This is a genomic window from Paenibacillus albiflavus (assembly GCF_004344915.1).
Lineage (GTDB): Bacteria > Bacillota > Bacilli > Paenibacillales > NBRC-103111 > Paenibacillus_AM > Paenibacillus_AM albiflavus.
Genome location: NZ_SKFG01000035.1, coordinates 22,403 through 47,191, shown reverse-complemented (window position 1 = coordinate 47,191; position 24,789 = coordinate 22,403). Strand labels below are relative to the sequence as shown.

General features: G+C 43.7%; 27 protein-coding genes and 1 pseudogene. 4 read left to right on the top strand and 24 right to left on the bottom strand.

The features are described 5' to 3' along the window. Nucleotides 1-28: 28 nt before the first annotated feature. From E0485_RS21770 to E0485_RS25240, 16 genes are all read right to left on the bottom strand, one after another. Nucleotides 29-334 carry a hypothetical protein gene (locus tag E0485_RS21770; RefSeq protein WP_132420182.1) on the bottom strand — a complete coding sequence of 102 codons (306 nt, stop codon included), beginning with the start codon at nt 332-334 and terminating at the stop codon, nt 29-31. 41 nt (nt 335-375) lie between these two features. Further along, a complete protein-coding gene (locus E0485_RS21765) occupies nt 376-906 on the bottom strand; it encodes a phage major tail tube protein (protein WP_132420181.1) in 531 nt (176 codons plus the stop codon). Beyond that, complete coding sequence (locus tag E0485_RS21760) at nt 906-2,345, bottom strand: phage tail sheath protein (RefSeq protein WP_207911036.1); 1,440 nt, start codon at nt 2,343-2,345, stop codon at nt 906-908. Before E0485_RS21760 ends, E0485_RS21765 begins: the two co-directional genes overlap by 1 nt. Before the next feature lie 16 nt (nt 2,346-2,361). After that, nucleotides 2,362-2,910 (bottom strand): hypothetical protein, encoded by a 549-nt coding sequence (locus E0485_RS21755; protein ID WP_132420180.1) that lies wholly within the window; start codon nt 2,908-2,910, stop codon nt 2,362-2,364. Next, a complete protein-coding gene (locus tag E0485_RS21750) occupies nt 2,907-3,467 on the bottom strand; it encodes a phage tail protein (protein WP_132420179.1) in 561 nt (186 codons plus the stop codon). The genes E0485_RS21755 and E0485_RS21750 overlap by 4 nt, the downstream gene beginning before the upstream one ends. 1 nt (nt 3,468) lies before the next feature. Continuing rightward, nucleotides 3,469-3,786, bottom strand: a complete 318-nt coding sequence (locus tag E0485_RS21745; RefSeq protein ID WP_132420178.1) for a hypothetical protein — start codon at nt 3,784-3,786, stop codon at nt 3,469-3,471. Continuing rightward, nucleotides 3,783-4,058, bottom strand: a complete 276-nt coding sequence (locus tag E0485_RS21740; RefSeq protein WP_132420177.1) for a hypothetical protein — start codon at nt 4,056-4,058, stop codon at nt 3,783-3,785. The genes E0485_RS21745 and E0485_RS21740 overlap by 4 nt, the downstream gene beginning before the upstream one ends. 1 nt (nt 4,059) lies before the next feature. Next, nucleotides 4,060-5,103 carry a major capsid protein gene (locus E0485_RS21735; protein WP_132420176.1) on the bottom strand — a complete coding sequence of 348 codons (1,044 nt, stop codon included), beginning with the start codon at nt 5,101-5,103 and terminating at the stop codon, nt 4,060-4,062. A 17-nt stretch (nt 5,104-5,120) separates the two neighbouring features. After that, nucleotides 5,121-5,486, bottom strand: a complete 366-nt coding sequence (locus E0485_RS21730; RefSeq protein WP_132420175.1) for a head decoration protein — start codon at nt 5,484-5,486, stop codon at nt 5,121-5,123. A 1-nt stretch (nt 5,487) separates the two neighbouring features. Then, complete coding sequence (locus E0485_RS21725; protein WP_165921261.1) at nt 5,488-6,606, bottom strand: head maturation protease, ClpP-related; 1,119 nt, start codon at nt 6,604-6,606, stop codon at nt 5,488-5,490. Beyond that, nucleotides 6,578-8,137: a phage portal protein gene (locus E0485_RS21720; RefSeq protein WP_207911035.1), complete on the bottom strand. Its 1,560-nt coding sequence runs from the start codon at nt 8,135-8,137 to the stop codon at nt 6,578-6,580. The genes E0485_RS21725 and E0485_RS21720 overlap by 29 nt, the downstream gene beginning before the upstream one ends. A gap of 14 nt (nt 8,138-8,151) precedes the next feature. Then, complete coding sequence (locus E0485_RS21715; protein WP_132420172.1) at nt 8,152-8,376, bottom strand: DUF6148 family protein; 225 nt, start codon at nt 8,374-8,376, stop codon at nt 8,152-8,154. Between the two features lie 19 nt (nt 8,377-8,395). Continuing rightward, nucleotides 8,396-10,210, bottom strand: coding sequence for a phage terminase large subunit family protein (locus tag E0485_RS21710; protein WP_132420171.1), 1,815 nt, complete (start codon nt 10,208-10,210; stop codon nt 8,396-8,398). Beyond that, nucleotides 10,197-10,730, bottom strand: a complete 534-nt coding sequence (locus tag E0485_RS21705) for a hypothetical protein (protein ID WP_132420170.1) — start codon at nt 10,728-10,730, stop codon at nt 10,197-10,199. Before E0485_RS21705 ends, E0485_RS21710 begins: the two co-directional genes overlap by 14 nt. Nucleotides 10,731-11,048: 318 nt before the next feature. Further along, nucleotides 11,049-11,339 carry a hypothetical protein gene (locus tag E0485_RS21700; RefSeq protein ID WP_132420169.1) on the bottom strand — a complete coding sequence of 97 codons (291 nt, stop codon included), beginning with the start codon at nt 11,337-11,339 and terminating at the stop codon, nt 11,049-11,051. A 619-nt stretch (nt 11,340-11,958) separates the two neighbouring features. Continuing rightward, nucleotides 11,959-12,135 (bottom strand): hypothetical protein, encoded by a 177-nt coding sequence (locus E0485_RS25240; RefSeq protein ID WP_165921260.1) that lies wholly within the window; start codon nt 12,133-12,135, stop codon nt 11,959-11,961. 471 nt (nt 12,136-12,606) lie between these two features. Here E0485_RS25240 and E0485_RS21695 point away from each other — a divergent pair, with 471 nt between their 5' ends. Next, the gene (locus E0485_RS21695) at nt 12,607-14,217 is read left to right on the top strand and encodes a recombinase family protein (protein ID WP_132420168.1); all 1,611 of its coding nucleotides are present in this window, start codon (nt 12,607-12,609) and stop codon (nt 14,215-14,217) included. Nucleotides 14,218-14,223: 6 nt separating this feature from the next. On the opposite strand, the pseudogene E0485_RS21690 reads toward E0485_RS21695, so the two are convergent. Beyond that, nucleotides 14,224-15,096 (bottom strand): annotated as a pseudogene (locus E0485_RS21690) (protein prkA); the annotation flags it as partial. 331 nt (nt 15,097-15,427) lie between these two features. Between E0485_RS21690 and E0485_RS21685 the strand changes: the two are divergent. After that, on the top strand, nt 15,428-16,183 hold the full coding sequence (locus E0485_RS21685; RefSeq protein ID WP_132420167.1) for a DUF2161 family putative PD-(D/E)XK-type phosphodiesterase: 756 nt from the start codon (nt 15,428-15,430) through the stop codon (nt 16,181-16,183). A 7-nt stretch (nt 16,184-16,190) separates the two neighbouring features. On the opposite strand, the gene E0485_RS25235 is transcribed toward E0485_RS21685, so the two are convergent. Further along, nucleotides 16,191-16,349 (bottom strand): hypothetical protein, encoded by a 159-nt coding sequence (locus E0485_RS25235; protein WP_165921259.1) that lies wholly within the window; start codon nt 16,347-16,349, stop codon nt 16,191-16,193. A 245-nt stretch (nt 16,350-16,594) separates the two neighbouring features. Here E0485_RS25235 and E0485_RS21680 point away from each other — a divergent pair, with 245 nt between their 5' ends. Further along, complete coding sequence (locus E0485_RS21680) at nt 16,595-17,035, top strand: hypothetical protein (RefSeq protein WP_132420166.1); 441 nt, start codon at nt 16,595-16,597, stop codon at nt 17,033-17,035. After that, nucleotides 17,035-18,096 carry a phosphodiester glycosidase family protein gene (locus E0485_RS21675; protein ID WP_132420165.1) on the top strand — a complete coding sequence of 354 codons (1,062 nt, stop codon included), beginning with the start codon at nt 17,035-17,037 and terminating at the stop codon, nt 18,094-18,096. The genes E0485_RS21680 and E0485_RS21675 overlap by 1 nt, the downstream gene beginning before the upstream one ends. A gap of 368 nt (nt 18,097-18,464) precedes the next feature. Here E0485_RS21675 and E0485_RS21670 read toward each other — a convergent pair whose 3' ends face one another. The 6 genes from E0485_RS21670 to E0485_RS21645 form a co-directional block, all read right to left on the bottom strand. Then, a complete protein-coding gene (locus E0485_RS21670; RefSeq protein ID WP_132420193.1) occupies nt 18,465-18,719 on the bottom strand; it encodes an AbrB/MazE/SpoVT family DNA-binding domain-containing protein in 255 nt (84 codons plus the stop codon). A 247-nt stretch (nt 18,720-18,966) separates the two neighbouring features. Next, complete coding sequence (trmL, locus tag E0485_RS21665) at nt 18,967-19,431, bottom strand: tRNA (uridine(34)/cytosine(34)/5-carboxymethylaminomethyluridine(34)-2'-O)-methyltransferase TrmL (RefSeq protein ID WP_132420164.1); 465 nt, start codon at nt 19,429-19,431, stop codon at nt 18,967-18,969. A 314-nt stretch (nt 19,432-19,745) separates the two neighbouring features. After that, the gene (gene serC, locus E0485_RS21660) at nt 19,746-20,837 is read right to left on the bottom strand and encodes a 3-phosphoserine/phosphohydroxythreonine transaminase (RefSeq protein WP_132420163.1); all 1,092 of its coding nucleotides are present in this window, start codon (nt 20,835-20,837) and stop codon (nt 19,746-19,748) included. An 85-nt stretch (nt 20,838-20,922) separates the two neighbouring features. After that, a complete protein-coding gene (gene aroF / locus E0485_RS21655; protein ID WP_132420162.1) occupies nt 20,923-21,966 on the bottom strand; it encodes a 3-deoxy-7-phosphoheptulonate synthase in 1,044 nt (347 codons plus the stop codon). 186 nt (nt 21,967-22,152) lie between these two features. Further along, nucleotides 22,153-23,097, bottom strand: coding sequence for a 4-hydroxy-3-methylbut-2-enyl diphosphate reductase (locus E0485_RS21650; RefSeq protein ID WP_132420161.1), 945 nt, complete (start codon nt 23,095-23,097; stop codon nt 22,153-22,155). 122 nt (nt 23,098-23,219) lie between these two features. Then, entirely contained in the window at nt 23,220-24,788 is a 1,569-nt protein-coding gene (locus E0485_RS21645) for a sensor histidine kinase (protein WP_132420160.1), read from the bottom strand. Between the last annotated feature and the right edge of the window lies 1 nt (nt 24,789).

Below are 24,789 nucleotides of genomic sequence, written 5' to 3'. Positions count from 1 at the left end.
ATGCATTCTCGGAGGTATTCATCAGTGACTATTCCTCCGAAGTTAGAAAGAAAAAATCGCGAACAAGCGCCTCTGCCTTTATTGAGTCTTTGGCATTCATACGAAGCACGTCTTCTGTATCAATCGATGTGTTTTCCTTTTTCACGGCTGCAGCGAATAAATAAAGATGATAGTCGGAATCGAATTCCTGCATCATAACCACATTCGCGGACTTTTTGAACTCCTTTGTAGCCTCCACTTTATCCCGGGCTGTCATATCCTCGAAGTTATAGGTTAGCTTATCTACTTTCTCACCGTTGATATCAATCGGTTTGCTTAATTTCAACTCTGGCATTTACGTTTTCCCCTCTCAAATAAAGAATAAGAACAGCCCCATTATTGCAGGGCTGTTCTGAGTGCATCCATGTAGTCAACACCGTTGACCACGTATTTGTAATTAAATTTATCAATCAATAGAACTTCTTTACCGTCAACAATCTTGCGTAGGTAGTAAACCTCGAATTCACTGCTGCCGTCAGCTCCTGAATTAACTTCAAGCTTACCCATGTCATACTTCTTTGAAACGGCAGTGATAAACACCTTGTTCTGCTGAAGTCCGACTTTGACATCATTCGAATTGAATACGTCAACGACCCAGGCAATCTCAAATTTGATCTCCCCAGGACGTGAAAGCATCGAATACTGCGGATTGTCAGCTCTGTTATTGACTGTGAGTGTCATGCTGCCGAGTTGACCGAACGTAGGCATATCAATCTCGCCCATGATGCCAGCGCCTTTGATCGTGTCCGTGAGCTTTTCAATGCTCGGAAGCTGAAGGTCGGAAGAATCGTCAATGATCTGCAGAACTCCTTTTTCATCCGTAGCTTTGAGCCTGTACTGGACCGTTTTATTCGTAATTTTTGGCATCAGTTACCACCTCCAAACAGCGTATTAATGCCCTTTGTGGTGTACTGCAGACGGAATGACAACGATTTTCCGACAGGTGCTGTTGTGGTCTGAACATCAAAAACGAAATCACCCTCAACGATGCTGCTTGTCGGGTTGCTTGTTTCATTGAAGTCTATTTGCCCGTACAGCAGTTTTCCGTCAGCAATAAGGCTATTTAGCCATGTACTCGCATCGTTAAGAATCGTATCCTTTTTACTACGATTAAGTGGACCGTCAACGTCTGCCATAAACCGATCTTGGAACGTGTTTGTCATGTACATCATCATGCGGATTCCTGCATCAAACACGTTTTTAGGGTCGATCTCAGCACCGTAGGTGTAATTTGCATTATGAGGACCCCATAGAACCCAAATTCCACTTCGATAGTTGAATGTTGTGATACCATTCTTATTCAATTCATTTGCCTGGACTTCATCAAAAATAGCATTAGTTCCATTTTCCAGAACTGGAGAAGTGATGTCCACTTGCTTGTTAGACGGCGACACATACGGGACGTTGCCGTTTGTATAGTCGGTTTGCTGCATGCGAACGACCATGATTGTCGAAGCCCAGAAAACGCGACCAGCAGCATTAGCTTTAGGCCACCCGACCTTTACACCGATGTCTGTATAGCCGTTAGCTGTCTTCCAAGCAACAGCTTTAGTAATGGTATCGGAAGTAGACTCTGACGGAATGTCAGCCGCCACTAGTGCATCCCAGTGACCGTTTATCTTTTGGGAAGCTGTTACCAGTGCTTCTTTTACTTCCTTGATGTGAGACCATCCAGGTGCAGCGAGAATAGTTGGAATTTGCTTATGTGTGACATAGACCAAATCGACAACGGAGATACCTTTGCGCTCACCAGATGTGTTTCCACCGATGATATCAGAGCTCTTCACTTTTTTAATATCTACCTTGTCGAACGAAACATCAGTAGGATTAGCAAGAGCTTTCCCTGTAACATCAGTTAACTTAATTCGGCCATCAGCAGTATATTCCACCGTGTAGTCAGTATCACGTTCCTTTCCAGTGATAGCGACCGTGGAAATAATGGCAGGCTCATCGATATAACCAATTCCGTTCGTGATAGCGATAGAGGCAGTTCCTGCTGTTTTATGTTTGGATGGATCTAATACGTTAATGAGTACGATCGGACCAATTGGCTGAATACGGTTTTTGAAATGCGCATAGACCGCTTCGCACAGTGTAAAGCTATCCCAATCGTCTGAATATCCAATCTTAGCTTTCGCTTCATTGAAACTATTAACGAGAATAGGAACATTAATAGCTACAGATGGATCCTCCAACTGATGAATAGGAGCTGTCCCGATGTAAACAGGTAATGTTGCGACTCCCGCAGGGGACAGTGTGTCTGTAGTTGGCATTTGTTCGCCATAAACCCCATGTTTATAAGGCAATTATTTTCACCCTTTCTTAGTCCTGAATTAGATCTGTACTCGAAATAAACGGGAGAATCGCCGCCGTTGCTCGGAAAGTAAGATAACCAACCCAATATGGCATTGGCTGCTGTTGATACATTCCCCAGCTGAATGGCTTTTGCGCTGTCGTCTTGCCATCTTCGACTAGATATCTACTCGATAGCTGTTGACGACAAATGAAGATGAAGTTGAGTAAGTCCCGGTATCCTTTGAAATCTGGAAGAACACCACCGTCCTTAGGGTAGTGACCGGGATTATAAACGATGAATGATATGCGAATGTTAATGCCCGCATCATTACCGTCATCCTCTCCATCATCCATACCAATCACCATCGCCGGGATCGCTTTTTTCACTCCATCCGGCAACTGCAACGGCACGTCCTCCAACTGATTCGGTGGTGGTAGCCAGCCGATGAAAACGTTCGGATGCATGAGCTGATAATCCGTAATGTCATCGTCATTCGGAACCATGAGCTTGATCTTCGGGCTTACATGCTGACAGCAAAAGGATTCAATAGCTTCCAGAATCGAATTATCAATCATTTTGCTTTCACCTTCTTCAAGCGATATGAGATTTCATGCTCAATGCGCTCAGCAAGTTTATTGTTCGCCTCGGCTTTTATTTGTTCTGAAACATGAAGCGAATCGATCATCTGCGGGATAGAAATAGAGCGAAGCACATCAACGGGATTTCGAGCTTTCCCTTGGCGCTTCATCACTTGCGTATGCCCATTCAGTATCTGAACAAACGCTTTCGGATCCGTTTTAACTTGTTTGAATCCAGACGACTTCTTGACCTTCACCCGTACACCATTTTTCCCAGAATTTATTTTGAAATGTGAGAATGTAAGGCGACGACCAGTAGACTTGATATGTGCGGAAAGATTACTCATCTTTGCCCTTTGCTTAGTGAGCGATGACTTAACATCGCCTGCTTTAACGTTGTATTCTGCCGTAACCAAACGACTGACCTTTGTACCAACATAATCAAGTGTACGGTTAACAGCCGAGAGCGCGGCAGCAGGCATCTGCTTCTGAAATCCCTTTAGCCCCTTCACAACCTTTTTCAACTGAGAAGAATCAACAGTAATTTGAGACACATCATTCACCCCGATTCTGATTCAAGACGATCTCAAATACTCCTGCAGATTCCTTAATATCATCGATGTACATAAGCTTCCCGTTGAAGATTTGAGTACCTCCAACCTTAGGTTTTTGCGAAAATGAAGAAACAGGGATGAAATATAAAATCATCCCCGTTGTGATTCCGCCAAATTCGTTCTCTGATCGTTTTTGCAGACGATCATCATCAATCTGGACAATTATAGGCTGGCCGTCAATCATGATCTCGTCGGAAAACTCACCTAAATTAAAAAAGACATCCTTGATGTCCTGAGCGGCGAAATCTTTGAAATTCATTTTTGCTTCCTCGTGGCTTTCTGGTCTATTGGTTCCAGAGTCGCCTCCGATTCTGTAGTATCCTTATCGAGGTGATCATCAACATCGGTATCGATATATTCATCTGCAACATGATCGTCCTCAACATTATTGTCATAAGGATCTGAAACGCGAACCGCCACACCACGATCGATGAGGCGGTTCTCTTCTGCTTCACTTAGCACATCGATGATGTCACCTGCTTGAACGATATCACCATTAACTTCAATGTTCCACTCACTGATTATCGCCATATTAGATCACCTTCGCTATATACCAGCTGTCAATGTCCGTAGGCATCGGCAGCGGGCGAGAATTGATTTGCATAAAGCGTTGTGCAGGGTTTGTTTCTATCCATGTATACGGCACGCGGGAAGCTTCCACCGTGTAGAAACTCTTTGACGTCTCATCGATCAACGTAACTGCACCATAAGCAAACGTGAAGTTTGCATTTGTTGAAGCGAGCGCAATTGTGCCAGATGGAACCATAGGTTTCTCGACCGGATTGTCGGGGTCCGTCTCGTCATCGAGATACCACTCGTCATAGCTATACACGTCGAGTCCAAGTTCGGCAATTCGGCAGATGAAAGTTACACCGTTCGGCAAGTCCTTCGGAGCAAGATTACCAAAGTTTGCATTGAAAATGTTGAACATGGCTTGTAGCTTAGGATGATTCAGGAATACTGGTGTTACGTCGGAAGCCATAACCACGGCATTCGGTGTCATGCCAGACTTCTGAATGACTGCTAAGCGCCATGTTCTCAAATCGGAGATAGGATCACTATCAGGCTTATTCCATGCCCTCGATGTTAATACAGCTTTGTTCGTGAAATCAAAGTCGAGTGTATCTTTCACTCCTTCGCCAATCATGTCAACCTTGCCGTTGAATAGCATCTGTGCTGCCATCCATTCTTCCCGACGGGTAGTCATTTCGTCAAGCTCTTGAAGATCACGAGCCATAAGACGCAAAGCACGATCTTCAGGAGAGGTTTGGATGTAAGAATGGTCGCCAAACGCCCGAATTTTTAGATCATCTTGTGTGATAATCTTGACAGGTTTGAGTGTAGGCGGTGTATAGGTACGTGTTTTGAATCCATCACGATTTACTGCCTTACCTGGAAGTCGAGATGAAACAAATGGGGCCATTTTGCGACGGGATTTAAAGAAATCCACATCGACTTGCTCCGTTGGATATGTGATAGTGTTCGGGAAAAATGTTTCTTTCAAGAATGTTCTTACTGGTAGCATGTTTTCGATTGCTGCCAGCATTGTGCGCGGATCATACATGTAGATTGACATTGTTCAGTTCGCCCCCTTTAGGATTTGTTCGATTTGAGGAAGATTCCGATTTTGCGAAGCTCTTTTTTGTGCTTCGCAGCGGTATCGGTACCGCCGAAAATAAGTGCAGCTTGATTGAATTCTCCAGTCAGATAAACAGGTGCAACTACGTTACCAGTCGTTGCATTAATATCATCAGCCAAAATTGCATATGCAGCTTCTGAACCATCTGATTTTGAGGAATCAACAGGTACAGCCAAGTCAGAAGTTGTGATAACTCCCAGCACCATACCGCGTACATAAGAGGCGCCAGCTTTAAGCGTAAGCACATCGGTCACGACATCGGCAACGCCTCCAGCAAACAGCTTGTCATATCCAACCGATTGTTCTGAATACTTGTTCATCCTATCTCACACCTCCGCGAATATGTTTTTTATTTGCCATTTCAGCGATTCGTTTACCAAGTGCCTTTGCTTCGGTTTCTTCATCGTCTTCGTCCTTAGGGTCGTTGTCTTCCGAATCTTCCGGATCGACGTCTTCCATATTGGACTCGTCTGAATCATCCTGCATTTTCTGAGCCATTGTTTTGCGGCGAGTGTTCTCCACATTTAAAATAGCTACTGCCGTTTGCTCTGCGCTGGCACCAGTTTCGTATTTAGCTTTAGCGATCGTCGCGGCATGGCCAGGAATGGATAATTCATCGAGCGCCTTCATTCGCGACCTTTCTTGATTAACGCCGTCTTTTACTGCTGCAGCGTAAATTTCTGGGTGTTGTGCTTTCAGTTCTTCCAAATTCATGATCTTTTGTCCTCCTTGATTTTTGTTTTGCGGTTTCGGCGGTTCAATTCTTGGTGCAACAGGCAGTCTAGCAGCTGGCTTTTGCTCCGTTGGAAGATCAGGTGGATTGATAAACTTTGACCAATCCATTGTCACGCCGTTAAAGATCGCTGTTTTGTTGTCTCTTAGACACGCCGCGACCTTTACTTCCTGTGCTACTTCATGTGCAAATCCTGCATCAACTGTCTCCTGTGCTGTCATCCATGTTTCAGCATCAAGAAGAGCTATCACTTCCTCATTAGATAACCCAGTTTTACTCACGTATATATTAACTAGTGAGCTTCTGACGGTATCGAGGAAATCAGCTACGCCACGCAAATCGTTTGAATCGCCCATTGCGAATGTCCATGGATTGTGAACCATCATCATTGATCCTTCTTGCATGATGATCCTATCTCCGGCCATCGCAATGATGGAAGCGATTGAAGCAGCCAAGCCATCTACGTATACATTAACCTTTGCGCTATGTGTTTTTAGAAGGTTGTAAATTGTTACACCCGCAAACACGTCACCGCCAGCACTATTAATGCGAACATTGATTGTTCCTACATCTCCAAGCGCCTTTAGATCATCGGCGAATTGCTTCGGAGTAACCTCGTCTCCCCACCAAGAAGTGTCACTAATTACTCCATATAGGAGCATTTCTGCAGTTGAATCATTAGTCTTGTTGAGGATCCAGAACGACATATTTTGTTTCACCTCCTCCCGTTGGTAATCCATCGAGTAACCCGCCTTCACGGCGCATTTTCTCTTCTCGGATACGTTGCTGCACATTCATTTCGAAATCTCCTCCAGTAATTTCGGCTGTCTCACGCGAACGAGTACTAAACCCTTCCTCGACACGCATTTTTGCGGCTTGTGCCTCTTTCAATGGATCAAGTTGACCAGATGATGGTCCAATCCATTCAGCTCGCGTATATGCCTTGCGAATGAGTGGATCATCAAAAAAGCCAGGGGCGTAAATCCTACCCTTGGCTACTGCTTCCGCAAACCATTCCTCGTATACCGGTTGACAAAAGTCTGCAGCAAACCATATGCGACGCATACGGAACATCTTCCACGCTTCCAGAAGGGCGGCGCGGCTTGCTGAGTATGAGGATGTAAAGCTTTTAACAAGCAACTCGTATGGGATTTCTAGTGCCGCCCCGACTTGCCGCAAAATTGCCGTCACGAACCCGTCAAAAGCAGTATTTGGCCTTCCCGGATTTGCTGTGGAAATATCTTCCCCCGGTGCTAATCCAACAATGGCGCCATTACCCATCTGCAAGTTGTTGTCGAGTCCAGGTAAAGTTTCTTCTTGAGATAATCCAGATCCGACAGGATTTTCAGGACTATCCGACTTAACAAATACAGTGAACATTCCGCTGACAACAGCCGCCATGAGCTCAGCTTCCGTGTATCGTCCAAGCTGCTTGAGTGCTTCGATAACCGGAGCAAGGATTGGGACACCGCGACGCTGTTCTGGACGTTCCGCATCCATCAAATGAATAACGTTTTTCCTGCCTGTCTTATCGCCATATGCGAGTACGCGATTCCACTTTGGTGGAGGCAGCGGAGCACCTGGAGTATAAAATGACAATGGATGCCTATTAAGAAAGTGATACGCCACGACTTCGGCATCCTCATTCACCTCTACCCCTCCGCGAATGTTCTTCCCGTTGAGTATCGGAGGATTGCAGCAACGATCTGCTTCAAGCAACCGCACGCGTAAATCGTATACGGATTGCTTACGCTTTTTCATAGGTAACAGCGCAAAGCAATCACCTGACATAAGCTGTGAGAGGAAAGCGAGCTGCTGTAGTTCGTAAAAATTATGCTGCCGGCAAGCATCACTATCAGTTGAATCCGCCCAAAGCGCAAACTCTCTTTCGATGGTTCGCTTTAATTGCTTTTCTTCTTCTTCGGATAATCCTAGATACTCATAATCAACGATTGGAAATAGTTTCAAGCCTGTCCCTACGACGTTCGTTCTGGATGTTTTTAACGCACCTGTTGCAAGAGTAGCGCCGCCCATATACAAGTCACGTGACCTCTGTCTAAGTACGTCAGCATTGTCAACAATATCCTCGTCTGGACCGCCGCCTCGGAAATTCCATCCAGCTAGCGATTTCTTTGTACCACTTGCCCCATGATTGGAATAACCGGAATTGAATATCTCTAGTTTCTTTTGTGCAACTTGTCTCTTTAAGGCCCAACTAGGAGATATCGATGAAATCATTCGATCGATCAGCTTCATACGTCACGCGGGACAACACGAACGACTCGCATTCCACTTCGGCCATTTTCCAATCGATCAACTTCTCTTCGCCAGAATAGAATTTGTTTCTGGATCTCAGATAGGTTAGCGCGAGTAATGTTTCGAGATCCAATTTGATAAGATTGACCTGTTGATACAGCTAAATTAGCTTCCATCCATGCGTCTAAGTGTTTCCTTGCTGTTTCTAAGTCCCATGCCATATCCCTGTTCACCTCCTTTCTAAATTCCGTTGCTAATCACTCGACGACGTGGCTGCTGTCTTGTAACGTCACGGCTATTGGTCGAGAGCTTTTCAAAGTCAGGATTAATTATTTCGAGTGCTGCTGTATTGTAAACCCGTAAGTCCAGCGGTTCATTTCGCTGTCTGACCTTTACCCATACCTGATACCGGACACCCATCCTAAAGCGTGTGACCAGCTTCTCAGCCGTCAGACCTTGGAAATACTGCTCGTTGTATCCGCGGTCAGTCGGGAAGTGACAGTAACCTGGTCCAACTTCTGTAATTCGTAAGCGAGACACCACGTTTGCTTTTCCCTCATCGACTCCAAGTCTAAACAAAACGGCCTTTTCCCGTGGTGTACGAGAATGGCCGTTAAGAAATGGAACATATTGACCTGGATCAGCGCCTTGTCCCTTAATCGCATATATTTTTCGTGCTTCACGTGCTGCACAGAAGCGATATACATCAGTCGTAAAGTGACCGCCAGAGTCCATGCATGTGCAAGCAATGCCGAACCTTTTACCGTCCTTGTTCGTCCATATCCGTGAGAGGAAAGAATCAAGATCATTCCAGACTTGCGGCTGCTTGAGATCGCCATAGAGTACTTGATATTGGATTCCCCAAGATTCTTTCCCAATACCCCATCCCAGCACTTCGACCTCAAATCGGTCATCCTGTACGTCAACCGCTGCCGTTAATATGAGTACTCCATCAGGGACATCAGTACCGTTATAAATCTCACCGCGGTTAATGAGATCGTCCTCTTCTAGTTGGTCGCCTTGTTCCTCCCATGTCTCGCCAAGAGAAGTATTGGTCCACACTTTCAGTTTTTCTGGTCCACCACGCACAGCTTCTTGGTGATCCTCAACAATCTCTTCCCACCGCTTCCACGGGCTAGCCATCTCGTTAAGGTGGAAACCACGCACCTTTCGGTTGTCTTTTTCGGCAACCCACTCACCAATACCTGATTTCCACTCCTGCTCACTATGCAAGGAACCACAAGCATGACAGGCATGCTCTACCCTTTTACAGGTCTTTGTCTCCTTATCGTAATCAAAGTCAATTTGAGCCCACTTGAGTCGCTGAAGCTCGCCACAGCTTGGACATGGTAGGTTCCAATGTTCCATGCTACTGTTTTCGAATGCTTCTTCTATCCGAGATACGCCTTTGATCGTTGGAGTACTAACCATGATCCGCTTCCGGTTAAAGAAGGTTGTAGACCGTTTTGTTACAAGTGAAACGGGGTCTCCCTCTGTCCCAGCCGACACCGGATAACGGTCAACCTCGTCCAATAGCACAATACGAATAGGACGACTGGCGAGGGACGCAGGTGAGTTTGCTCCTGCCATTGTTATATGTCCACCAGGGAAAGTCTTGTGAAGCAGGGTGTTTCCACTGTCGCGGCTCTTTGTCTCCTTAATCTTGCTTTTAAGTACAGGAGAGTCACGTAGCATCGGGGCTAACCGATCTTTGGAAAATGCTTGCGCGAGGTCGAGCGTAGGTTGCACAAGCATAACTGGAGCAGGATCCTGATGCACATAATATCCGATGGTATTGAGAATGATCTCCGTCTTCCCCACCTGTGCAGAGGACATAACGACAACTGTTTCGCATTCGTCATCATTTACGGCATCCATGATATCCCTCTGATATGGAGCCCTGTCCGTTCTCCATTGTCCTGGTTCTGCTGATGCTTCGGATGATAAGCGTCTATTTTGGTCTGCCCATTCAGACACCTTAAGGTCAGGAGGAGGGGCAAGCATCTTGGCAATTCGACGGAATAGATCAATCGTCTTTGTTTCAGCTTTCCTCATCGCCACCATCCCTTTGACGTTCTTCACGGAACGTTTCCGGGTTATAATCGGACAGTTCTGTCAGAGCTTCATGCAGGGCAGAAGTTAACATCCCCTTAACGACATTCACTTCACCGTTTCCAGCAATCTGAGGTGCCAGTTTTGTGGGGATCGCGAGTATCTTTTGACGAAACGCTGCAAGCATATCATTCATAACCGCCTGAACATCCTCTGCCCGGTGCAGTTCCCCGCGCATTTCTTCAAGCTCAAGTGCTGCCTTTTCCTTTTTGATACGCTCATGTTCTGTCTTTTCATCGATAAAGCGCGGCTTGTTATCTTCTTCTTTACCGCCAGAAGCATGCTCGATATACGCTTGAACTGCGTCGCCGAGAATATATTTACCTCTGCCAACCTGTTTCAAAACTCCGTCACTCGTTATTTGACGAATCCAGCGAGTAGATTTGCCGACGATGGCAGCAAGCTCGCCTGTCTGAATTTCTAACTCGTGCAGTGGATTAACTTCCGTTTTTTTCTTTGCCATCGTCTCACCTCTACTTCCGCTTTGATTATTCAAATTTGCTCACTAAAATTTATAGACTTAATTCGAAGTAAAAAATAAAAACCGCTATATTTGCAGACATGGCAAACGGAAGCGGAAGTAATTTTTTAAAAATAAATCTAGAGCTATTTCGGGCTCGCAAGCACCCGCACTAAAACTTTTGTCTGGGAGGACCCGTTGAAAGCCTAGAAGACATCACCACAGCGTTTTATATACTTAAGACGACCAATCTATCATTCGAATAGAACAAACGTTCTGTAAGCCTGTTAAGAGCTTGTATGAACGGACAGTGAATTGTTATCAACAATGACTCCGAATTACTTTCCTCATCGGGCTCCTATCTAATACCTGACTAACCAATAGGCGCTCTAGCTTTCTCTGGTGTTTCTTACGCTGTCGTTTCTTCTTAGGGTTGGCATATAGCAAAGGACTGATCTTCGACCAATCAATTCGCTCTGCAATCATCTTGAATACATTGATCACAGCTTCAGCGAGATTAACAATCTGTTCCCTTACTTTAGCCAACATGTTGCTTATAGCATCGATCTGTTCTCTAGTGAGCTGCATTCCATTTGAACAAACGCAAATCATCTTGCTCTACGCTCCTTTCGATTACGTGATATCAGTGCCGATCTGTTCTTGGTTATCTTAATGAGCCATGTGATAAGCTTCATCAGTAGATCCCAGTAATAGTGCAGTTATGATACAGTTCCCTGTTAATCTTCTTGAATCCATGTTTTATACCGAAGGTCTGCTTATGAAAGTATGCGATATTCATGAGTGGTATCTTGTATCCATACCCATAATAGATATGAAATACTCGATGAATTCCGGATATGTACTGAATAAACTGAACAATTGCCTTACCTGATTTCTTAGTTGGTTTCATATTCATCAATCCTTTCTAAAATAAAATAAGCCACTCAGTTTAAGAGTGACTTTGAATCTATTTTTATAACATCATGTAGAACAGAATGTTCGACATAGATAGTATATATATTTATATATATATTTCTTTTTTCTTTCTTGGGGGGTCAAATGACCACCACTAGTGGGGGCTAAATGACCACCCCTAGCAAAATTAATATGAGTGTCTAGAGGGGGCTATTTGACCACCAGTAGAGGGTACATTTTAACCACCACTAGGAATAATAAAAAGCTACTCGATTGAGTGACTAGAAAAGAAAAAGCACCACTTGGGTGCTTTCGCTTACTTAGATGCCTGCTCTTTTACAGTCTTCTTTTCAGCTTTTTTTCGTTCTTCATTCTGCTTTCTAGTTTGATCCATGATTATCATCTGTTGTTTAGTAAATGTATCATGGTATCCTGATTTATTCCAAACCGTATTGATCACCTCCTCATGCCATACTTCGACATGATGAAGCATTTACCTCTTATTTCTGAGATTCAGTCTCTACGTTCACCTTACCATCTTTTATGTATATCATCTTCACTTGTTCATCCGTAGCTCCATTGCTTTGAAGAATCAACTTTGCTACCTCATCCCAATTAGCAATATATAACAATGAAATCACCTCATTTTAATTTATAAAAAAAAGTAGCCACTCCATTTGAAGTGGCCGAGTAAGGGGTTATGAGAAAAAAAGTTTATCCGTAAAAGGTGCTACCTAATTTCCGTTGCCATCGGTCAGTTACGGACGGGCTACAGCTGGTATTTCATAACCTGCTGACAATACCATCATACATTGGATTAAATGTTAAACGAGAAATAAACAATAAAAAATTAACAAATAAAAAATATTGAAATAATTCTACACTATTGTAATTTGTTCAGTTCCTTTGGTATGTGCTATTATAAATGAAAAAAACCAAAAGAAATAACCAAAGGAGAATGGGCATGCATCTTGATGCTAAACGACTAATTGAGCTTGGTGTTGAAGCAATAATCAACTATTTGCGCCGATCCCGTGCTGACGAAGAATATGAAAAGAAAACTGGGGAAGATACGCTTAAGAATCAAGCTGACTTAATGGATAGAGTTTTAAGCGGCTATGGTATTCCTTATGATCAAGTCAGTGAGATAGGTAGCGGTGACAAGATTAGCACACGCCCTGTTTTTCAAAAAGTAATAGAAGATTTGCGTTCAAGAAAATATCAAGCTATTGCTGTCAAGGAAATATCTCGTATGGGTCGTGGTTCTTATACTGATATGGGGATTATTTATGATCTGATCATTGACTTGAATATTTTCATTATCACTCCATACCGCGTATATGACCCTTCAAATCCTGCTGATTTACGTCAAATTCGTTTTGAACTATTCATGTCTCGGGAAGAATTTGAGACTACACGTGAGCGATTAATGGGCGGAAGAATTACAGCAGCACTTGCCGGGAAATGGGTTTCAGGAGCTGCTCCATATTGCTTCATTTATGATTCAAGCACTGGTTTTCTAGACTTGCATGAAAAAGAATCAGCGGATATGAAACAAATTTACTTGTATTATGTGTATGGTGTGCCTGACTTTAAAAATCAAGGAGAATTACGTGACGTATCTTATCGTGCGCTTGCTACTTTTCTTAAACGACATACAAATATCCTCACCCCAGAGGGAAGTAATGAATGGCATCCTATGATGTTAAGACGCCTAATCACTCATGAGCGAAATATTGGTATTCATCGATTCCAGCCTAAAGGACAGGATCCTATTATTATTTATAGCCCTAAAGTTGTAGATGAAGATTTATTCTCGAAAGCAATGGAGAAAGATCAAGCTAGCAGACACAAACCACGAACAAAACTTGACTTTTCACCTTGCGAATTGGCAGGACTCGTGATCTGTTCGACGTGTGGCCGCCGTATGATTAGACAATTCAGTGTGCAGCATTATCAACGTACAGATGGATCTGAATCAATATATGAAAAGGAATTCTTGTGGTGTAAGGAACCAGGATGTACATTCCTTAAATATCGTTCCGTCGAGTCACAGCTTTTAAAAGTATTAGAAGTATTGGAGACGCTTGATGCTGACAAGCTTAGAACATACATTGAAAATAGCGCGAACAACGATGACAAAGAAATATTAGAACGTAATCGTATTGAGATGATGGATAGTCTTGTTACCCGTCGTAGCAATCTTAAAAAACGGATGGATTTTATTTATGAAAAATATGAAGATCGTACGTATGATGACGAAACATTTCAATCAAGAAAATCAGCTATAGAAAAAGAACTTAATGAAGTGGACGAGCTAGAAAAATTATATACAGGTGTAAAAGTAGATAAAAAGAGAGAGATAAATATTCAACAGGTACAAAAGAATATATCTACTGTGCTGAAGGCTTATCACTCAAGTGACAATAAAACAAGTAAGAATAATATTTTAAGAGCAGTGTTTGATCACGCGATTGTTGAAGTGATTGAAAAAGGTAAGGGAAGAAGAGAAGCGAAGTTTATTTTAAAACCTAAGTTACGAGCTGATATTTTGGGGGGCAAATCTTTGGTATAATCATGGCACAACGTATTCATCCGCTGAAATAAGCGCGAACCTGCCTGCTTTAAAATTCCCCTCCTGCGTCAGTGACAGCAAGTTCCATAGAAATTTCTCATCACACTTGAGCATTTCTTGGAATTCCATTATGCCCCGATTTGCCTTATTCAGCTCACCATCAAATCGATACGCGCGTGGATCAGATTCTGACCCAAATTCTGTAATCGTGGAGAAATCTATCGATCCCGTTAAATCCGCAATATCCTGCGATTTGGGATCAGACGGTGAGAACGTACCAATCCCTATGCGGGACTCTTCCGAAATCAGTACCCTTTCAACCTCTACAAGCCTAATCTCATCGTGGTATTCATTGCGAAGACGCATCTGGCAGGATGGACAGAGCGTACCTTCGATTCGTATTCCTAATTCTTGTTCGATTTCAGCCCGAAGTTCCTGTGGAATAAGATGGAATGGATCTTCGTGCATCGGACAGCCTTTAATCGCATAGACAGCGCCTCGGTCCGTTCTGGAGAATGCTTCTAATCCACGCTTAAGCATCGTGACAATCGTCGATTTCCCTCCGCTCACTGGACCCATCAATAGTAGAATCCGTTTGCGAACATCGAGGCGGCGCGCAGCCGAATGAAAATACTCTTCGATAAGCTTCTCAACCGAGCGGTCCAGACCAAATATCTCTTGATCAAAAAATTTATATCGCCGCTGCCCATTCTCCTCATATTCGCCATGTGATGCGATCATCTCATATACACGCGAATGAGCTGACATGGTCAAATGAGGATTCTGACGAACAAGCTCGATGTACTCTGCGAATGTACCTGTCCATGCCAGCTTTTCTTTCTCATCACGATATTCAGCAATTCGTTTAAAAATATCCATGGGGAAACCTCCTACAAGCATTTGCCATTAGCTTTCCGAATGAAAGCTATCTTCTTCGGAAGGTGTACTACATACCTATGCGCGTAGAGGGCTATAGTTTCGCGAATTTTTGCGTATTCCAGAATTTAAAACCTTAGTGTCATAAATTCTAAGGAATACCTTTAGAAACGCAACTGCCTTTAAGGACGATGAAACCGTTTCTTCCTGTCAAGTTTTATTATGACCGATTAAGGCAAGTCTGTTATGTTATAATGCTAGAAGCATAACATGCATCGGATTTCGTGCTTATTAAGGAAGTCAAACTGCGGATCACGTTAAAGGAGCAGCATCCATGGCGATACAATCGGAAACTGAACTATATGAACCTGTGAAGAAATACTGGATTTCACGTGGATATGAGGTGCGCGGCGAGGTCAAGCATTGCGACCTCGTAGCCGTACAAGGGAACGAGCTTGTGGTCGTGGAGCTCAAGCGCAGTTTTACAATCCCCCTGCTTGTTCAGGGCATCGATCGGCAGCGGCTTACAGATCGCGTCTATGTCGCGATCGAATTGCCCAATAAAGGCAGAGCACCTCACCGCCTGAGCTGGGGTGAGGTGCGCCGCCTGTGTGAGCTGCTCGGACTGGGGCTTATGACAGTCCGATTCTATAAGACGAGACGGGAACCGCTCGTCGAGGTGGTCTGTCACCCGCCGCGGCGCGAAGACGTGGCGGGTGACGCAGCGCGCACCCCTGCGAAGCGGGTGCGCGTGAGCAAGAAGGCCGCCGAACGGCTGGCGGCCGAGTTTGAGAGCCGCCACGGTGACTTCAACGTGGGCGGCTCTCCAGGCGGTAAGCGGCAGGTCACCGCTTACCGTGAGCGCGCGCTGCTGTGCGCCGCGGCGCTGGCGCAGCATGGGCCCCTCAGCCTGCGTGAGCTGAGGGAGCGCACGGGCTGCGCTGGCGCAGCAGCGATTATGCAGCGCAATGCCTATGGCTGGTTCGCTCGACACCAGCGTGGTGTTTACGCCCTCTTGCCGGAGGGCGAAGCAGCTCTAACGACGACGTTCGCAGACGTCGTCTCGGTCATCGCCTGTGATTTACGCTAATCTAACTTTATTCGCTAATATTTTCGGTCTCTTGCAGGTCAGCAGCAAGTAGGGCAAGCTCCTCTTCGTCCTGTTCACTCATAGCTTTCGCTCTGCTTTCTGCTTCTGTTTCTGCATTTGTAATGGATGTATTCAGCCTTTCATTCTCCTGCTGTTTACTCATCATCTCATCCCTTTCCACCTTATTCAAACTCACATGTCGCTTATAAGCCTATATGAGACTCCTATAATGTAACCATTACCCAACATTTTCATGACGAATCCACCTGACCATGTTCACTTTTTCTACATTTTTCACGGGAATCTAGTTCCAAAGTCATTTTGTTTTCATATTTTGACTTAGTGTATACTAGTGCAAGGGACTACCAATTGCAGCTTCGCTGTCGAAATATTTGACGAGGTGACGAAACGATGATAAATACTCCCATAGGTTCTGTGCAAGTTGATCACATAACAGGCAAGTCCAAATCTATGAGTAAAGGGAAGAAGAAGAGTACATATCGCGTTTTTTTCACAATCTGGGTTATCCTCATTCTAAGTGGGATAGCTGCAGCCATCTTCTATACGCAATTGCTTAAGAATCAGATCGTTACAGACATTTCTCGTCAGAACGAGCTGCAGCTTAAACAAATACAAGCAAATTATCAAGAGCAGGTAGCTACACTTCAAACGGATGTACAAGCCAAAATAAGCCAGCTTGAAGCCAAGGTGAACTCACTGAGCGAATTGCTTGCATTTACAAGTGACAATAACGCGCCTCAAACGGATAAACCCAATCAATTATATACACAGCTAACAGAACTTCGAACACAGCTTGAAGAACTGAAGGCTAAGCTGGATGTGCTGAAATAATGAATAAAGTTCAGGCTTTAAATCGGTTAATGCTGTTATGTATAGCTCCATTCATCGGTATGCTCATTTGGCTCATGTATGTCAATTTACAAATAGAGGTACCTGCAATGAATACCTCTGTGGATAATACGCCAATTAAGCTCGATACGGCTGAATTAGAAAAAAAGCTGGACGATATTACGGTCAAAGTGACGAATAGCAAATCACTTCTTGACGATTACAAGCCGATATACGAAGCGAGCGCGCTCGAATCAAGGAACATGCTTCAGATTGCTGCAGCTAGTGCAGCATTGCCAGAGTCCATTATCGATGGCCGAATTACTTCAAAGCTTGGACGTACGGTTAGACATGAGGCATCTGAGAATCTGGATTTAAAGCTATTTGTCCTGAATGAGGGCAAGTATACAGGCTATGCTATGAAGGTTAGACTCAAATCAGATCAAGCGATGCGGGTCGTGTTAAGCAAGGATCAGGTCGGGGAATTAGAGACGACGCAGCAAGCCGTAAACAGATTACAAGCGGTTGTTGGCGTGAACGCTGGCGGCTATATCGAGAATAAAACTAGCAAGCACCCTGTAGGGACGATTGTAACTGATAAACAGTTTCATACGAATTTGATGCCAGCCATGAGTAATCCTATTTTTATTGGCTTAAATTCGAAGCTTCAATTAGTGGGCAGCGCTTATCAGAATCAAACCGATATCGAGAAGCTTGAACCCCTATTCGGTGTGACGGCAGGTCCAATCCTGATACAGAACAAGCAGAAAGTAACGATCTCAAGTGAATTAGGGCCAACAACGAAGCGCTCAGCGCGAACTGTTATTGCCAGCTTTGAAGATCAACAATTGCTATTTCTTGTGATCGATGGCGATGAAAAGGACCCGAATGCAGGTGCAACATTAGCTGAATTGCAGGATAAATTAGTTAGTCTTGGTGTGAAGAACGCGTATAACCTTGATGGAGCTGGAGCCTCAACCTTAATATGGAATGATGAAATGATGAATCTTCCCGCTGAAGGCAAAGCCAAGCCAGCTGCCTCACACTTCCTTTTCTTCAAGTAAAAATGTCACAGTTTATTCGGAATCTTTCATTTTCTTTTGGTTATGGTTTGGGTATAATTAATCTATCTTTATACCATGTTGTGAGGTGTATGACAATGTCAGCAGCTTTCTGGATTGGACTTACCGTATTAATTATATTCGTTACTGCAATTCTGACTTCATCTTATAACGACGATAAGACAGCTGGATTGTAAATCGCGAGCACGAGCAGGCTATGATCTCCTACCCGAGATTCATAGCCTGTTTTTGTTATATATGCCAAAAGAACCGGCTTCTCTGATCCTTATTGGATAGGGGAGCCGGTTCTAAAGGGAATCCGCTAAGATTCAATTATACAAAACATGGTACCGCCATCCATCGAGGAACTTCTAAGCTCGTTCTCTAAGTGAATTCATTTGGGTCAAGCATACTGAGCAAATATGACGATCCTTAAATTCACTTACGCCGTTCATAGCTCCACAGAAAACACATTTGGGACGATATCTTTCCAAAATAATGTGGTCACCTTGTACCAAAATTTCTACTGGATCGCCTTCATTCATTTGATACCGCTTGCGTAAAGATTTAGGCAGGACAATTCTTCCTAATTGATCCACCTTCCGTACTACACCAGCTGGTTTCATCATGACCATTCACCTCAATTACAAAAATATGTCGATTAATGTCAAAAGTAGAAGCATTCTCTCTCTGAATGAAAGAGTGCGAATTTTTCTTCAGCTTTTTCTAATCACAATCTTAGTTCGCCATATTTCTGAAAATTCCTCCTTAATACTGAATATTCAATAAAACTTTATATGATAAATTTTGAAATAAGGAGTTTTCTTGAGCAAAAATAAGGACTAAATGACTAAATTTAGTTAAATATACGATTTAATCCAGTCCCGGGAAGTCAATCTGTCTTAGTGCTTCATAGACGATAATTGCGGCTGAATTCGACAAATTTAACGATCTTACCGCATCTGACATGGGCAGCCTAATTAATGTATCGGGATAAGCCTCTAGTATGGATTTAGGCAATCCCTTCGTTTCTTTACCAAATACAAAAAAGTCTCCATCTCGATATTCAAAATCCGAATGCCTTTTGGACGCTTTGGTTGTTGCCATGAAGAAACGGTTTCCTGCGTATTTCTCCACTACTTCATCGAAAGAATTATGATATTCAAGCTTGACTGAGTGCCAGTAATCTAATCCAGCACGCTTAAGCGTCTTGTCATCCGTATTGAAGCCAAGTGGATGCACGAGATGCAAATGAGCTCCTGTCGCTGCACAGGTTCTTGCAATATTACCCGTGTTCGCCGGAATTTCTGGTTCTACTAAAACAATATGAAATGCCATGATGCTTATTCACCTCTATATGTATCGTATTACACAATGACATTGAAATCAATAAAGAGCTTATTCACATAAATTGCCGCTTTATCGGAAATTAATTAACGTTCGCTATCAGCCAGTGCCGCTTAACCATACTACTGACCACGATGCGGCAACTTTGGGTGCTTTTTCGGTAATAAATTTCCCTTATTCGGAAATTATTTGCCGTTCGCAATCAGCACTGATTATTGTTTTCAGCCGTTTTCTTATCATACATTCCATTAAAAAAATCCCTACTGACCAATAGAAGGTTAGTAGGGATTTGATGAAGTAACGGACTAGCTGTTCTTCTGCTGGAAGTCACGCATGAAGTTAGCAAGTGCTTCACAAGCTTCCATTGGTACTGCATTATACGCAGAAGCACGTAAGCCGCCAACACTGCGATGACCTTTAAGTCCTACAAAGCCTGCCGCTTCTGCTTGTTTAATGAAGGATTTCTCAAGCTCTTCTGATGCTAAACGGAAGGTTAGGTTCATCAAAGAGCGACTTGCTGGAGCTGCGCATCCAATGTAGAATCCTTTGGACTCATCGATTGCATCATAGATCAGCTTCGCTTTGGCGCGGTTGGTTTGCTCCATTGCCTCTACGCCACCATTCTCCTTAATCCACTTGAGAACGAGATTAACCATGTAGACAGAGTATACTGGCGGTGTATTGTATAATGAATTATTTGTACTATGAATCTCATAACGAAGCATAGTTGGGATATTTTTCGGTAAATCTTGCAATAAATCTTCACGAATAATCGCAATCGTAACACCTGAAGGACCTAGGTTCTTCTGTGCTCCTGCATAGATCATTGCGAATTTTGAGACATCTACTGGTCTGCATAAAATATCAGAAGACATATCGGCGATTAATGGAACATTGCCTGTGTTCGGATATTCCTGGAATTGAGTACCACCAATGGTTTCATTCGAGGTAATATGTAGATAAGCTGAATCCGGGTGGATTTCAATTTCATTAAGCTCTGGAATTTGCATGAAATCATGTGCTTCAGAAGTAGCTGCAATATGCACCTCATGTCCTAATAGCTTCGCTTCCTTATACGCTTTCTCCGCCCAAGCACCTGTATGCACATAACTTCCTACTCGTCCTGGTTTCAAGAAATTCATAGGGATCATCGCGAATTGTGAAGATGCTCCACCTTGCAAGAATAAGATTTGATAGCCATCAGGTATGCCCATGAGTTCTTTCAACAGCTCTTGCGTTTCTGTATTTAACGCTTCGTACTCTTTGCTGCGATGGGAAATTTCCATAATAGACATGCCAATTCCCTTATATTCTACCAATTCCTGCTGTGCACGTTCGAGTACAGCTAGAGGCAATGCTGCTGGTCCTGCATTGAAATTATAAGCCCGTTTATCCATGTCTCTCAACTCCCAATATATATGTGTAATATTCCTATGATAGCAAGATTACGTCTAAGCTTCAATAGAGATCTGAAATATGACACTATACAGACAAAGCTTCTTTGGGTGTATCGAATTTCTTTCCGCATAATGGCGACAATTGTTCAAGATCATGCATCAATTTAGCAAATTGATCTGGAAATAACGATTGTACGCCATCGCCTGTCATGGAGTTATCTGGATCTGTATGCATTTCGATAATCAGCCCATTGGCGCCAGCAGCAACAGAAGCTTTAGCCATCGGTTCTACTAGCTCTCTTCGACCAGTTCCATGGCTTGGGTCTGAAATCACAGGTAAATGACTTAATGATTGGAGCACTGGAATTGCAGCAAGATCTAAGGTATTGCGTGTATAAGTCTCAAATGTACGAATCCCACGCTCACATAGCATAACATTCGGGTTGCCGCCTGCTAAGATGTACTCAGCCGCATTGAGGAATTCGTCATAAGTCGCACTAAAGCCGCGTTTCAGCAAGACAGGGGTCTGGATAGTACCAAGCTTACGCAACAGGTCAAAATTCTGCATATTGCGCGTACCCACTTGAAGAATATCTGCATACTCAGCGCATACATCCACATATTCAGGTGTCATGACTTCCGTAATGGTCAGGATGTTATGCTTCTTGCCTGCTTCAGCCATCATTTGCAAGCCTTCTACCCCTACGCCTTGGAAGCTGTATGGACCAGTTCGAGGCTTAAATGCTCCTCCGCGCAGAACTTGAGCCCCTGCCGCTTTAACGAGTCTGGCAATGTCATCGATCTGTTCAGCTGATTCAACAGCACAGGGACCACCCATCACGACAAGCTGGTCGCCGCCGATTTCAACACCTTTAATCGAGATAACCGTATTGGCGGGTTGGAATTCACGTGAGGCGAGCTTATATGATTTTGAAATTTTGATTACTTCGATAACGTCTTTCATTTGGCGCAGTTGTTCTGCCAGTTTAGGATCAGCTTTGCCTATGATGCCTATTACAATCCGATCCTCACCCTTAACAACATGAGTAGCTACTTCGTGCTTCTCAATATATCCCACAAGTTCTTGCAAACGTTCTTCTCGAATATTTGTTGATGTTACGACTATCATTTGTCCATCTCTCCGATCGATTCTATTATATTTATTTTACTCACTTTCACGCTTTTATGCTTTGTGGCTTTTAAGTGTTAAAGTAAATATACGCCCATTATCGTATTTCGTCAAGAATGTCACCAATAGTGGTAAAAAAACTGGAATCCTTCACAGATATTGAATGAGAGGATTCCAGTTAAGTTATTATTTCTGCTTACCTGCTGGGATAAGCTTCTTCATGTTGATGGAGCGGACGTATTGCCATGTATTGTGATTATTGGGATCAAAATTCTCTAAATATGTGATCACTTCTTTGGTGATTGGCGTTGGTGTAGAGGCTCCTGATGTCACACCAACTTTGCGAACATGAAGCAGCCATTCTGGATTAATCTCTGTCACATCCGCTACACGATATGCTTTAACGCCTGCAATCTCTTCAGAGACCTGCGCTAGACGATTTGAGTTATTGCTCTTCGGATCCCCTACTACAATGATGAGATCCGCCTCCTTGGCTTGCTCTGCCACAGCTTCTTGACGAACCTGCGTCGCTTGGCAAATTTCATTATGAATTTGTGCCTGTGGAAAACGCTCTAAGAGCTTGTTCATCGTATGTTTAATATCCCATTGACTCATCGTCGTCTGATTCGTAATGAGAATGCGCTCTGCTTTCAATTGCAGTGCTTCTACCTCTTCCTCTTTCTCGATCAAATGAACATGGTCAGGTGCTACGCCTACAGCGCCTTCTGGCTCAGGATGACCCTTCTTGCCGATATAGATAACTTCATAGCCATTAGAAATTTTATCGCGAATTAAATCATGTGTTTTCGTCACATCTGGGCACGTAGCATCTACTACTGTGAGTCCTTTCTCAAGTGCGCGCACACGAACCTCAGGCGAAACCCCATGCGCTGTAAAAATAACCGTACCTTTATCCACCTGTTCCAGAATTTCAAGCCGATTTGGACCATCTAATGTAATAATGCCCTCTTCATTCTCAAAGAACTCCGTCACATGCGCGTTATGAACGATCATACCTAATATATAAATAGGCCGTGGTAGATTTAGATTACGTGCGGTTTGCATGGCAATCGCCATTGCATCTACTACGCCATAGCAATAACCTCTTGGAGAGATTTTGATGACTTCCATTAGAGCCACTCCTTATTCACTTTTATACGCTTTCAGCGTATGCTCCCTTCATTATAGCTCAACTAGATAATCGTAGCTAGCCATGTAGAAACGATTTCGCCGTGCTTAAAGGGAGTGCGTTTCTATATTTCCGTGATCGCATGCTGATTCCTATCCAGATAAGGTAGCCAAATGATGAATTTGCTCCCTTCATCCTTGCGTGTAATTACTTCCACTGAACCGCCGTGCTCATCAATTATCCATTTGGCAATAGAGAGACCTAATCCAATTCCGCCAGTCACACCTCTAGAAATATCAGCACGATAGAATCGGTCGAATATGTTAGGAACTTCGCTTTTATCCATGCCAATCCCCGTATCCGATATTCGAATTCCAATTTGACCATCACCCTCAAGCGCGTCAAGCTCCACAGAACCACTTGGTGTATATTTAAAAGCATTTTCAATAAAAATCATCAGCATTTGCTGCAAGTAATTATCGTTGCCGAGCACATACTTTGCTTTATCCAGAGCCTGCAAATCGCCAACCTGCCATGTCGCATTACGCGGCAGGAATTGTACTTTGCGAGCGACTTCTTCCACCAAAGGCTTCAGCTCAATTGGTTTCAGCTCCATACGGAAGCCCGCATCTGCACGCGCTAATGCAAGCAGATCATTGACGAGCTGACTCATTCGCTTTGCTTCTCCTGCAATGTCCTGCATAGCTTCAAGCGACATTTCAAGCTGCTCGGATGCTGGCATGCTTATCTGAGTTGAATCACTGCCATTGCCTGTTGATTCTTGTCCCTGTTCAATCGTACGCTGCGACTGCTGGAGCGTCTGACGCCACATTTTTTCCAACAAATCGACGTTGCCTCTAATTGTCGTTAGAGGAGTCCGCAGTTCATGCGAAGCATCGGATACAAATCGTCTTTGCGCCGCATAGGCTTCTTCAAGCTCCGAGTACACGATCTGAATTCGTGCAAGCATGCTATTAATCGTTTCCGTCAGCCTTCCAACTTCGTCAGGCGGGCCATAGTATTCGATTCGTTTTCCCAAATCCGAGCTTTTACCGATCTGTTCAGCCGATTCAATAATATCCTCAATCGGTTTAAGCGCTTTTCTTGATAATAACCAACCGAATGTGGCAGCAAGCATTATTGAAATGATTGCAAGAAAGAATAAGACATACGTGAGCAGTTGGAAGAAATGCTTGTAGAGGCCAATAGACTGAGCCCCCTGCAATAAGCCGACTATTTTGGTATTGCCAGCGGAATCCTTAATCGGAATTGGAATATTATAAGTCAATAGAACATCATTATAGAAGGGGACCTCCTCATAAAATCCCGTCTTCTGCGGCTCAGGATTTTTCATCACCTCATCCGGTATTTGAGGGATAGGCAAATACAAATCAGCTTCTGTCAGCTGGGCTGAGCGGCTTGCAGTTCCATTCGTAAAATTGTATACCTGAAAGAGCATACTCGAGTATCGATCCCGATTATAAAGTTGTAACTTCACATTTAAGCCCTTCATCGTTAACTGTACATTGGCATCGATCCGTCTAGACACACTTTCAGTCTGAACATAGAGCTCTTTCTTGATCCCTTGATAAATATAAATATCCAGAAAGAAATAAAGTCCCACACCGAAAATCAGCAGTGTAATCGCCAAAATATTCGAATACCACAAGGTTAAGCGTAGGCGAATCGACATA